This is a genomic window from Candidatus Methylomirabilota bacterium, from assembly GCA_036005065.1.
Taxonomy (GTDB): domain Bacteria; phylum Methylomirabilota; class Methylomirabilia; order Rokubacteriales; family DASRDR01; genus DASYQW01.
On sequence record DASYQW010000138.1, the window covers coordinates 1 to 11,526 of the forward strand.

General features: G+C 69.9%; 13 protein-coding genes. 11 read left to right on the forward strand and 2 right to left on the reverse strand.

Going from position 1 to position 11,526, the window contains the following annotated elements:
- The first annotated feature begins 210 nt into the window (after positions 1–210).
- The 6 genes from VGW35_10110 to VGW35_10135 all read left to right on the forward strand — a co-directional run bounded on the left by VGW35_10110 (position 211) and on the right by VGW35_10135 (position 5,725).
- Entirely contained in the window at positions 211–1,206 is a 996-nt protein-coding gene (locus tag VGW35_10110) for an ABC transporter substrate-binding protein (GenBank protein ID HEV8308010.1), read from the forward strand.
- 22 nt (positions 1,207–1,228) lie between these two features.
- Positions 1,229–1,696, forward strand: coding sequence for a hypothetical protein (locus tag VGW35_10115; GenBank protein ID HEV8308011.1), 468 nt, complete (start codon positions 1,229–1,231; stop codon positions 1,694–1,696).
- Entirely contained in the window at positions 1,693–2,724 is a 1,032-nt protein-coding gene (locus VGW35_10120; protein HEV8308012.1) for a molybdopterin-dependent oxidoreductase, read from the forward strand. The genes VGW35_10115 and VGW35_10120 overlap by 4 nt, the downstream gene beginning before the upstream one ends.
- 82 nt (positions 2,725–2,806) lie before the next feature.
- Positions 2,807–3,697, forward strand: coding sequence for a selenium metabolism-associated LysR family transcriptional regulator (locus VGW35_10125; protein HEV8308013.1), 891 nt, complete (start codon positions 2,807–2,809; stop codon positions 3,695–3,697).
- Positions 3,698–4,103: 406 nt separating this feature from the next.
- Positions 4,104–5,219 (forward strand): transglutaminase domain-containing protein, encoded by a 1,116-nt coding sequence (locus tag VGW35_10130; GenBank protein ID HEV8308014.1) that lies wholly within the window; start codon positions 4,104–4,106, stop codon positions 5,217–5,219.
- Between the two features lie 107 nt (positions 5,220–5,326).
- On the forward strand, positions 5,327–5,725 hold the full coding sequence (locus tag VGW35_10135) for a TlpA disulfide reductase family protein (GenBank protein ID HEV8308015.1): 399 nt from the start codon (positions 5,327–5,329) through the stop codon (positions 5,723–5,725).
- A 6-nt stretch (positions 5,726–5,731) separates the two neighbouring features.
- Here the strand turns inward: VGW35_10135 and VGW35_10140 are convergent, their stop codons facing one another.
- Both VGW35_10140 and VGW35_10145 read right to left on the reverse strand, forming a co-directional pair.
- The gene (locus tag VGW35_10140; protein ID HEV8308016.1) at positions 5,732–6,217 is read right to left on the reverse strand and encodes a hypothetical protein; all 486 of its coding nucleotides are present in this window, start codon (positions 6,215–6,217) and stop codon (positions 5,732–5,734) included.
- A 19-nt stretch (positions 6,218–6,236) separates the two neighbouring features.
- A complete protein-coding gene (locus VGW35_10145; GenBank protein HEV8308017.1) occupies positions 6,237–6,572 on the reverse strand; it encodes an anti-sigma factor in 336 nt (111 codons plus the stop codon).
- A 129-nt stretch (positions 6,573–6,701) separates the two neighbouring features.
- Here VGW35_10145 and VGW35_10150 point away from each other — a divergent pair, with 129 nt between their 5' ends.
- From VGW35_10150 to VGW35_10170, 5 genes are all read left to right on the forward strand, one after another.
- Positions 6,702–7,760 carry a glycosyltransferase gene (locus VGW35_10150; GenBank protein HEV8308018.1) on the forward strand — a complete coding sequence of 353 codons (1,059 nt, stop codon included), beginning with the start codon at positions 6,702–6,704 and terminating at the stop codon, positions 7,758–7,760.
- Between the two features lie 46 nt (positions 7,761–7,806).
- Positions 7,807–8,271, forward strand: coding sequence for a VOC family protein (locus tag VGW35_10155; protein HEV8308019.1), 465 nt, complete (start codon positions 7,807–7,809; stop codon positions 8,269–8,271).
- Between the two features lie 166 nt (positions 8,272–8,437).
- The gene (locus VGW35_10160) at positions 8,438–9,370 is read left to right on the forward strand and encodes an ABC transporter substrate-binding protein (protein HEV8308020.1); all 933 of its coding nucleotides are present in this window, start codon (positions 8,438–8,440) and stop codon (positions 9,368–9,370) included.
- A gap of 50 nt (positions 9,371–9,420) precedes the next feature.
- On the forward strand, positions 9,421–10,653 hold the full coding sequence (locus tag VGW35_10165) for an ABC transporter substrate-binding protein (protein ID HEV8308021.1): 1,233 nt from the start codon (positions 9,421–9,423) through the stop codon (positions 10,651–10,653).
- Positions 10,654–10,710: 57 nt separating this feature from the next.
- The coding region (locus VGW35_10170; GenBank protein ID HEV8308022.1) for a branched-chain amino acid ABC transporter permease at positions 10,711–11,526 on the forward strand (816 nt) is incomplete at its 3' end.

Consider the following 11,526-nt stretch of genomic DNA (forward strand, 5'->3'; position numbering starts at 1 on the left):
GGTAGGTCATGGCCCGCTCCACGGCGGCCGCCGACCATCCCATGGTCACCTCCTTGGCTGACCATGGATGTACCGGCTACCGCCCGCAAAGCGGACACTTCATTTGCTCTCGGGAGCGGACAGATTATGTGCTCCCTACACTCGGCGTACCTCGCGCTTGACCGCCCGGTCGGCGCCGCCTAGACTCCTCGCAAGTCGAGGAGGGCCACTATGAAGTTCCGGACGCTCGGGTTCATCGTCACGCTTGCCCTGGGCAGCATCTCGGCACCGCTTCCGGCCGAGGCTCAGGCGCCGGCGAAGGTCCTGCGGATCGGGACGTTAGCCCCGGGCGCCCGCCCGGCCGGACCCGACTGGAGGCGGCGGTGGGCAGTCGTGGAGGGGCTCCGCGAGCTGGGTTGGGTCGAGGGCCAGAACATCGTCATCGAGGATCGATGGGCCGATGCGAAGCCAGATCGGCTCCCGGCCCTGGCGGCCGAGCTGGTCCGCTTGAAGGTCGATGTGATCTTAACGCGGTCCTGGCCGGCTGCGGTCGCGGCCAAGCAGGCCACCACGACGATCCCGATCGTCATCATCACCGCCGGCGACCCGGTGGCCACGGGGCTCGTCGCGAGCCTCGCGCGTCCGGGCGGGAACATCACCGGGCTCGCCGATCTGGCCACCGAGCTGAGCGCCAAGCGGCTCGACCTGCTGAAGGAGACCGTGCCCAAGCTGTCCCGGGTGGCTGTCCTGTGGAACTCGGCGGATGGCGGGATGACGCTCCGATTCAAGAGCATTCAGGCCGCGGCTCCGACCCTGGGGGTGACGGTGCGACCGCTGGGGGTGCAGGAGCCGGCCGATTTCGAGCAGGCCTTCGCCGCGATGACTCAGGAGCGTCCCGAGGCGCTCTTCGTAGTCTCGGACGTGTTGACCGTTTCCAACCGGAAGCGGATTTTCGAGTTCGCGGCCCACAACCGGTTGCCGTCAATGTACGAGGGGCGGCAGTTCGTCGCCGACGGAGGCCTCATCTCCTACGGGCCAAGCTTTCCCGACCTCGAGCGGCGCGGCGCCGCCTTCGTGGACAAGATCCTCAAAGGCGCCAAGCCCGCGGATCTGCCCGTGGAACAGCCGACGCGGGTCGAGCTCGTCGTGAACCTCAAGACCGCCAAGGCCCTCGGCCTCACGATCCCGCAGTCGATCTTGATCCGGGCGGACGAGGTGATCCAGTAATCGGCGCCGCGGGGTATGTGAATTGCGAGACAGCCTCGTCGCCTTCGGCGCGGCCCTGCTGACGGCCGCCCTCGAGGCGATCGGCCGGTTTGGCTGGGGGGGGCCCTACCTCCCTGAGCTGATAGCCGAGAAGTTCTTCGCGCTCATCCCCGTGTGGGCGTTCACGCCGCTGTTCCGGACCTTCGGGTACCACTCGAAGTACTATGCCTTCGGAGGCATGGTCGTCGCCGAAGTGACCGGCCTCACGCTCCTCGGCACCATCTTGCGCCCGTGGATGCGCCGCCGCGCGCTGGCCGGCTGGGCGGCTCCGTGGCTCGCGGCGACCGTCGCCGGTCTGATCGCGGTCGTGATCCTGGTGGGTCTGCTCCCGCTCGTCGACGCCGGCGTGGCCGGCCAGGGGCTCCCCGGCGGGCTCTGGGTGGCGGTGCCGACTGTCCTTCTTCTCGCGGGCTGTTTCGCCACGGTCCTCACGCGCGAGATGCCCCGATGACGGCGTGGCCGTCTGACCGCCGGGGCTTCTTGGGGCGGATGCTGGCCGGCTTCGGCGGGGTCGCGCTCGCGCCTCTGGTCGGCGCCGTGGCCACGGGCGTCGGGCATGGCCTGGCGCACGCCCAGGAGATCTGGGCTCAAATCGCCGGCCTCTCCACCGAGGTGACGCCGGTCGGGAAGTTCTACGTCGTCTCCAAGAACATCTTCGACCCCGCGGTCGAGAGCAAGACCTGGAAGCTCGCCGTGAAGGGCATGGTCGAGCGTCCCTACAGCCTCACGCTCGACCAGCTCAGACAGCTGCCCTCGGTCAGCAAGCCCCACACGCTCATGTGCATCTCGAACGAGATCGGGGGTGACCTGATTTCCAACGCCACCTGGAAGGGTGTGCCGCTCAAGGTCGTCCTCGAGAAGGCCGGGGTCCGCCCGGGGGCCCGGAAGCTGATCCTGCGGAGCCGGGACGGCTATTCGGACAGCTTCCCGCTCGGCGCCGCCCTGCACGAGGGGACGATCGTCGCCTACGAGATGAATGGCAAGCCGCTCGAGCGCCAGCACGGGTTTCCGGCCCGGGTGCTGGTCATGGGCCTCTACGGCATCAAGAACGTGAAGTGGGTGTCCGAGGTCGAGATCGTGGAGCACGACTACAAGGGCTACTGGCAGGTCCGCGGCTGGACCGACACGGCGATCTACAAGACCTTCTCGCGGATCGACGTCCCGCGCCCCGACGCCACCCTCCAGCGGGGGGTACCGACCTGGATTGCCGGGGTGGCCTTTGCCGGAGACCGCGGCATCAGGACGGTCGAGGTCAGCGTGGACGCCGGCAAGTCATGGCAGCCGGCCCGCGTGAAGCGCGCGATGGGCGATCACACCTGGGTGCTCTGGGCCCTCGAGTGGACGCCGGCCGCCTCCGGGACGGCGGCGCTGGTGTCCCGGGCGGTGGACGGGACGGGCGCCGTGCAGCCGGCCGGACCCAATCCGCCCCTCCCGGACGGGGTCGAAGGGCTCCACCGCGTCGCCGTGAAGGTGGGCTGACGCGTCGCGCTGGCTGAGAGGAGCCGGCGCGGTCGGCGGCGAGTTCGAGTACAATGCGGGGAGTCAGGACCGAGAGCTTCCCATGGATTTCCGCCAGCTCGAAGTCTTCGCCCAGGTCGTGGACACGCGGAGCTTCTCCCGCGCGGCGGAAGCGCTCCGGCTGACGCAGTCCACGGTGAGCGAGCACATCCGGCTCCTCGAAGACGAGATCGGCACCCGTCTCTTCGATCGGCTCGGCCGGGAGACGGTGCCCACTCGGGCCGGCGAGCTCCTCCACACCTACGCTCGCCGCCTCCTCACGCTGCGCACCGAGGCCCGCCAGGCCCTCGACCAGTTCCTCGGCCAGGTCTCCGGTGTCTTGACGGTCGGGGCCAGCACGATCCCCGGCGAGTACGTCCTGCCGCCGCTCATCGGCGCCTTCCGCGAGAAGTTCCCGCACGTGTCGATCGCGCTCCAGATCTCGGACACCCATGAGATCGGCGAGGCGGTCCTGGAGGGGCGAGTGGAGCTCGGGGTGGTGGGAGCGCGGCCGACCCACCGCAACCTCGAGGCCGTCGAGCTCATGCCGGACGAGCTGGTGGTCGTCGTACCGCCCGGCCACGCGTGGTTCGGGCGCCCCCTGGTGACCCTGGAGGAGCTCAGGCCCGAGCCGCTGATCGTCCGGGAGCCGGGCTCGGGGTCGCGCCAGGCCCTGGAGACCGCGCTCGAGGAGGCCGGCACCGGCCTCACGGGGCTCCGCGTCATCGCCGAGATGGGCTCGACGTCGGCGATCAAGCAGGCAGTGAAGGCCGGCGTCGGCGTCTCCATCATCTCCAAGCGGGCCGTCGAGGAGGAGTGTCGCCACAACCTTCTCTGGTGCGTGACGATCAAGGACCTCCGGTTCACCCGCCACTTTTACATCGTCACCCACACGGGCCGCTCGCGGTCTCCCCTCTGCCAGGCCTTCCTGGACTTCCTGCTGGCGCGGCGCTAGGTCATTTCGGGGGGTCTCGGAAGACCCCCCGAGGCCCCCCCGTCGTGGCGGCGGCGAAGCCGCCGCGCGGAGCACTCCTCGATGCACCACACGCTCGGTGGTCGGCGCTGGGCTACTCGGACAGACTCGTAGCCGGGACGATTTCCGAGGGCGCGCGGGGCCTGGCGCGGGGGCCCCCGCGCCTCAGAGAAAGCCGTGCCTCGCGAATGATCCCGGCCAGAGTCGCTCGTCGTCGCCACTTATCCACCGCTGTCCCCATCGCCTCACCCTGTGGGCCCCGCGCCGTCACAACGGAATTTCCGATTTGACTCCATCGGAATTGCCCATAAGATTTGGGTGTCCTTCCAGATAGGCAGCAGTCGTCGCGCGTCGTTTCGAGGACAACCGAATGAGAGGAGGCGTGCCGATGGATCGCCGCGCCCTTCTGAAGATGGCGGCCGCAGTGCCGGTGGCCCTGGCGACGTCGCGGCTGTCCCGAGCCTCGCTCGACGTCTGGGCACAACAGCGGGACTTCAATCCTCGCGCGGGGAACTGGCGGACCTTCGAGATCACGACGCGCGCCGAGGTGCTCGACCCCGATGGCGTGACGCGGGTGTGGTTGCCCGTCCCCTCCGTCGACTCGGAGTATCAGCGGACTCTCGGCAACCAGTGGTCGGGAAACGCCAGGGTCATGAAGACGCTGGTCGACGGCAAGTATGGCGCCGCGATGCTCTATGCCGAGTTCGCTGATGGGGAGACGGCTCCCGTGGTCGAGCTCACCAGTCGATTCCGGAGCCAGGATCGGGCCGTCGACTGGTCGAAGAAGGTCTCCGGAACAGAGGATCCGGGCAAGCTCAAGTTTTGGACCACGCCGACCGAGTTCATGCCGACCGACGGCATCGTCCAGGACACGGCGGTCGAGATCACCCGGGGCAAGCGCAGTGACCTCGAGAAGGTTCAGGCGGTGTACGACTGGATCCTGGTGAACACCTATCGGGAGCCGAAGGTCCGCGGCTGCGGAGTGGGTGACATCAAGGCCATCCTGGAGACCCGCAACTTCGGGGGCAAGTGCGCCGACATCAACGCGCTCTTCGTCGGGCTGCTGCGAGCCGTGGGTGTGCCAGCCCGCGACCTCTACGGGATCCGCGTGGCGCCATCCACCTTCGGGTACCGCTCGCTCGGGGCCGGCAGCGCCAACGTCACGAAGGCGCAGCACTGCCGCGCCGAGGTCTATCTCAGCGAGTACGGCTGGGTGGCCATGGACCCGGCCGATGTCACCAAGGTGGCGCGCGAGGAAACGAGCGAGTGGCTGAAGCTCGATCATCAGCTCGTGCAGGCCGTGCGGCCGAGACTCTTCGGCGGCTGGGAGGGGAACTGGCTCGCCTACAACGTCGGCCATGACATCGCGCTGCCGAACGCGACCCAGGGGCCCGCACTGGCCTTCCTGATGTACCCCCAGTGCGAAACGGCCGGCGAGCGCCGTGACAGCCTCGACCCCGACAACTTCAAGTACACGATCACTTCGCGCGAGATCAAGGCCTGACAGCGCTCGCGGTCCTCCTCGGCTGGGTCGCCGGGCTGACCCTCGTCACGGCCGGCGCGGCGGAACCCCTCCGCTTCATTCCCTGGAGCGAGGCGAACACTCCAGCCCTGGTCCTGAACGATCTTACCGGCCGGCCGCACGGGCTGGCCGACTACCGCGGCCAGGTTCTGCTGGTCAATTTCTGGGCCACCTGGTGCGAGCCATGTCGGGAAGAGATGGTCTCGATGCAACGGCTGAAGGAGCGCCTGGCCGGCCAGCCGCTCACGATTCTGGCCGTGAATTACGGGGAATCGAAACAGAAGGTCGGCGAGTTCGTCCGGCGCCTGGCCATCGATCTCCCCGTCCTCCTCGATCCGGGTCAGCAAGCGGCGCGGGCCTGGAAGGTGCGGGTGCTTCCGGCGAGCTTCCTGGTGGGGCCCGACGGGCGCGCGCGCTATACGATCGTGGGGGAGCTCGACTGGGCGAGCGACGGCGCCGTGGAAGCCGTCCGCGGCTTGCTCCGCTGAACCGCGCTAGACCGGGCGGCCGGCGGACCGGGCCACCTCGTCCCAGAGCTCGCGACGGGGTGTCACGGCGAGCAGTCCGAGGAGGGCGGCGATCCAGAGGACGATGAAGTCCGTGAGCTCGGCGGTCAGCAGGAAGAGGATCAGGCCGAGGATCGCCGCGGTCTCGCCGACAGCCATGAGGATGACGAGCCGCGTCTGGAGCGTCGCGAGGGCGGCCGCCGCGCCCGCTCGCCGGGCCGTCTCGCCCACCGCCTCCGCCGCGAGGAGCCGCCCTTTCAGGACGAGCACCGCCACCAGGGCGGCGGCGCCGAGTCCGTGGAGCAGCCAGCGCAGGGTCGCCACCTGGACCGCGCCCATGGCCGGGGACCAGCCCACGACGCGGAGCGCGTAGACGATGACCGCGTAGACGACGAGGGAGGACACCATCGCCGCGTGCAGGATCCGGGCGACCCGGAACTGCGCGGAGACCGCCGAGTCCGGCGATGGGGGCATGAGGATCGGGCGGTCGTGATCAGGGGGAGGCCGGAGGGAGCCTGCCTTCTTTTTCCTTCCTGAGGAAGTCCAGCAGCCGCTGGGTCAGCTCGGGGGGGATCTCGTCGAGGGGCAACGTCCTGGCGACATTCACCGTGCCCTTGTAGGTCCGGACGAAGCGCACGCAGGCCGGACACAGCTCGAGGTGGACGTCGAGCGCGCGAGCCCGCTCCGCCGACAGCTCGCCCTCCAGGTAATCGACCAGAAGGTCGATGCACTCCTGGCAGCGCGCGATGTGCGACCCCGACTCCACGGCGACCCACCTCTCGTCCGCGGGGACCGACCCCGGGCCTTCGTCGGTCTGATCGTAACACATCCGAGAGCCTCCGGCCCCGGGCGCCGCCGCTGGGGGGGCCGAGCGGGGCCGAGCGGTTGCTGCCGGCCCCCCGCTCGTGTAGGCTGGCCTCGACGAGCATCGTCGTCCGTCCCGGCCGCACCGAGCCCGATGCGCATCGCCCTCGTCACCCCGGTTGCGTACCCTTCCGTCCGCGGTAACGCGGTGACCGTCGGCCGCCTCCTGCGTGGTCTGCGCGGGCGGGGTGTCGAGGCCGAGGTGCTCGACCTCTCCCGCACGCCGCCGGCGGCCGCCGCCGGACGGCTCGACGCGCTCGGCCCCGGGATCATCCACGCCTTCCACGCGTTCCAGGCGGCGCCGGCGGTGGCCCCGTTCGCCCGGCAGCGCGGGGTCCCGCTCGTGATCTCGCTGACCGGGACCGACGCCAACATCGACCTGTTTCGACCCGGGCGCCGATCCGCGACCAGGGCCGCGATCCGGCAAGCCCGGGCCCTGATCGCCTTTCACGAGACGATTCGCACGAAGGTGGCGGCTGCCGTACCGGAGGTCGCGCCGCGGATCGAGATCATCCCGCAGAGCGTGGACCTGGAAGACGCGCCGGACCAGCTCGTCGATCTCGGACCATGCCGGCCGGGCGAGGTGCGCTTCCTTCTCCCGGCCGGGATCCGGCGAGTCAAGAACGTCCTCTTCCCGGTCGCGCCGCTCGGGGCACTGGCCCGGCGGTACCCGATCCGGTTCGTGGTGGCCGGCCCTATCCTGGAGGAGGCCGAGGGGCGCCGGCTGATCGCCGCCATCGCAGGGTCGGGCTGGGCCAGCTATCTGGGGGAAGTGCCACACGCCCTGATGGGATCGCTGCTCGATCAGGTCGACGTCGTGATCAACTCGTCGCGGTCGGAGGGGGGCATGGCGAACTCGATCCTGGAGGCGATGAGCCGGGGCCGGCCGCTCCTGGCGGCGGACATCGAGGGCAACCGGTCGGTGATCGAGGACGGGGTCGAAGGGTTCCTCTTCCGCGACGGCGAAGAGTTCGCGGAGCGGGCCGAGCGACTGATCCGGGACCCGGCGCTCCGCGAGCGCCTGGGTGCGGCCGGGCGGGCCAAGGTGGGGCGCCTCTACCCGCCGGACCGCGAGATCGACGCGCACCTCGACCTCTACCGGCGCCTGCTGGCCGACGGGGCGCGAACACCCAGCGCGCCGCTCGCATGCTAAGATGGTCACCTCGTGAGTGCCGGGCCGCACTCCTGAGGAGAACGCGATGCCACTGAAGAAACTCGGTCACGTCGTGCTCAAGGTCCGGGACCTCGACCGCTCCGAAGCGTTCTATACCGAAGTGGTCGGTCTTCGGGTCAGCGGCCGGCTTCCGGGGCGGATGGTCTTCTTCAGCGTGCCGGGCAACGATGACTCCCATGACCTCGCGATCTGGAACGTCGGGCCGGATGCCGCGGCGCCCCAGCCGAAGCAGGTCGGGCTCTTTCACATCGCCTGGCAAGTCGAGCGGCCCGAGGACCTCGAGACGCTGTACGGGCACCTCGTCGCCAAGGGCGCCCGGCTCCACGGGACGACCGATCACGGGGCGAACCTCTCCGTCTACTTCGAGGATCCCGACGGGAACATGCTCGAGTTCACCTACGAGCAGCCGCGAGAGTCCTGGCCGCCCGGGCGGAACCCCTTCGCGGGCCGGGAGCCGCTTCCATTCGAGACGGCCCGCATCGGCCGCTGACCGAGAAGCTGCCCGAACCGAAGTGCGCTTCCTTTCGAACGGCTTGTGACGCCGCCAGTCCCGCGATGGATCTCGCGGTTCTAGCCGAAGCGCGTCGGGCGCGGGCTTTGCCCGCGCGACCCGGGGGGAGGCGTCGGAGGGGGGCGTAGCCGCCCTCCGAATCGTGATGGAGCACGTACGGTTCGTCGTTCCCTTCCAGACCGTCTTCTACGCGCCCCATTACCTCGCGCTCACCCTCGGCCTCTTCGCCCAGGAAGGGGTGGACGTCGAGCATGCGACGGCGGTGGCGCCGAACGGCGTCGCGCGGTCCCTCCTCACGGGGGGCGCGGACGTCGGCCTGTCGGGGCCCATCCGCGCCCTCAGCGTGGTGGACCGTGGGGAAGGCCAGCTCACCTGCGTGGCGGAGGTCAACAGCCGCGTCGGCTTCTTCCTGCTGGCGCGGGCGCCCGCCGACAGCTTCGCCTGGCGCGACCTCGCGGGGCGACGGGTGCTCGTGTTCTCGGAGGCGCCGACGCCGCGCCTGTGCCTCGAGTATCTCCTGGAGCGCCACGGGGTCAGCCTGGGGGCCGTGGACCTGGTATCGGATCTGCCGACCGAGCGCGCCGTCGAGCGATTCGTGGCCGGCCGCGCCGACTACCTCCTGCAGGGACAGCCCGTCACCGAGCGGCTACTCGCCAGCGGTCAGGCCCACCTGGCGGCGGGCCTCGGGCCGGCACTGGGGCCGGTGGCCTTCAGCGCGTACCTGGTGACTCCGCGCTTCGCGGCGGAGCGAGCGTCGGCCCTGGAGGCGGCGCTGCGGGCGCTCTACCGGGCCCAGCAGTGGCTCCATCAGCACAGCCCGGACGAGGTCGCCGAGCGGGTGGCGTCGGCGTTGCCTCCGGATGACCGGGCGATCCTGGTAGCCGCCATCCGTCGCTATCTCGCCACCAAGACGTGGGCAGCCGATCCCATCCTGCGCCGGCCGGGATTCGACGCGCTCCAGGAAGTGCTGCTGCTTCGGGGGTTCATCCGGCGGGGCTACCCCTACGAGGCGGTGGTGAACACGGAACGGGCGGAGGCTGCCGTCCGGGCAGTGGGGCCGGCCGCGAAGCCGAGATGACGCTCGGCCTCCGCGAGGCGCCGGGCCACATCCTGACAGGGGGAAATGCCATGAACACACCCGTGAGTCGTCGCACCGTCCTGGCCGGCGCCGCCGCCATCGGCACCGCCGCGCTCGGCTTCCCCGCCGTCCTCCGGGCGCAGGCCCGCGAGCTCAAGATCGGTCACATCCATCCGCTCTCGGGGTTCCTGGCCTTCGACGGGGGCCTGGTCGTGAACGGCCTGACGCTCGCCGTCGAGGAGATCAACGCCGGCGGCGGCATCAAGTCCCTGGGCGGCGCGAAGCTCAGCCTGGCGGGCAGCGACACCCAGGGGAAGGTCGAGGTCGGGATGGCCGAGGCCGAGCGGCTGATCCGGGAGGGCGTGGTGGCGCTGCTGGGGCCGTACCAGAGCCCGGTGGCGTACGCGGTCTCTCAGCTGGCCGAGAAGGAGCGGACCCCGTTCGTGATCACGGTCGCCGTGGCCGACAACGTGACCGAGCGTGGCTTCGAGTACACCTTCCGGGTCCAGCCGAATGCTCGGGCCATGACGGTCCGGAGCCTCGACCACCTGGCGGAGCTGGCCAAGGGAAGCGGAGTCACGGTCAAGACCATCGCGATGATGCACGAGGACGGCCTGTTCGGGACGTCGATCGCCGCCCACCTCGAGCGGCACGCCAAGACCCTGGGGATGGAGGTGGCTCTCCGGGTGGGCTACAACTTCCGGACTCCCGACGTCACGACCGAGATCACCAAGATCAAGGGGGCCAGGCCCGACCTGGTGGTGATCAGCGGGTATTTCGGCGACGCTCTCCTGATCGCCCGGACGGCGACCGAGCATCGGCTCGAGACGCGGGCGGTCATGGGCATCGCCAACGGTGGCTTCTCCAACCCGAAGTTCCTGTCCGACCAGCCGCAGCTGGCCGACCTCATCATGGACGGCAACTACTGGCACAACCCGCAGAGCGAGCGGGCCAAGCGGGTGATGGAGAGCTACCAGAAGCGCTTCAGTGCGCCGATGTCGTCCCACTCGGTCCAGTCCTACAGCGCGATGATGGTGCTTCGCGACGCCCTGGAGCGCGCGGGCAGTCCGGATCGGGGAAAGATCCGGGAAGCGCTGGCGAAGACCAGCCTGGCCGACCACATCCTGCCGCAGGGCCCGATCCAGTTCGACAAGACCGGGGAGAACGTGAACGCGCAGCCGGCTCTGCTCCAGAACCAGGGCGGGCGGACCGTGGTCGTCGGTCCCACCCGCTTCGCCGAAGCCAAGGCGGTCTTTCCCGTTCCGCGCTGGTCCCGCCCGTGACGGCGGGCGCGGGGCGCGTGCGGTGACAGGACCCGGGGCGGCCGCGCGGGGCGGCCGGTGAGGACCCTTCTGTGGCAGGCGTGCGTGTCGGGCCTGCTGATCGGCGGCGTCTACGCGCTCGTCGCCCTGGGCCTCACGCTCATCTTCGGCGTGATGCGCATCATCAACTTCGCCCACGGCACCCTGATGATGCTCGGCATGTACGCCACCTTCTTCCTCTACACCGTCGGCGGCGTCGATCCCTACCTCTCCGTCGTCCTGGTCGGCCCGGCGTTCTTCCTGGCCGGCGTGGCCCTCCAGCGCGGGGTGATCCAGCCCAACCTGAGCGCTCCCGAGGCCAACCAGCTGCTCCTCACCCTCGGCGTCGCACTCTTCCTCGAGAACGCCGCACTCACCCTCTTCAGCGCCGATTACCGTAGCATCCGTCTGGCCTACGGGCAGCGGGTCATCCTGGTCGGCGACGCGGTCGTCAACGTGCCGCGCCTGATCGCCTTCGCCTGCTCCATCGCGCTGGCCGTCGCCCTCTGGCTCTTCCTGAAGTACACGGACACCGGCAAGGCGTTCCGGGCGGCGGCGGAGGAGCGGGAGGGCGCGCTCCTGATGGGGATCGACATCCACCGGCTCTACGCGGTGGCCTTCGGGATCGGCTCGGGGGTGGTGGCGGTGGCCGGAAGCCTGGTGACGCCCTTCCTCTACGTGGCGCCGGACGTCGGGGACGTCTTCAACATCCTGGCCTTCGTCATCGTGGTGCTCGGCGGCATGGGGAGCTTCGTGGGGGCGCTGCTCGGAGGCCTGGTGGTCGGACTGGCCGAGTCCCTGGGGGCGGCCGTGCTGCCGGGCTCCCTCAAGCAGCTTCCGATCTTCGCCCTGTTC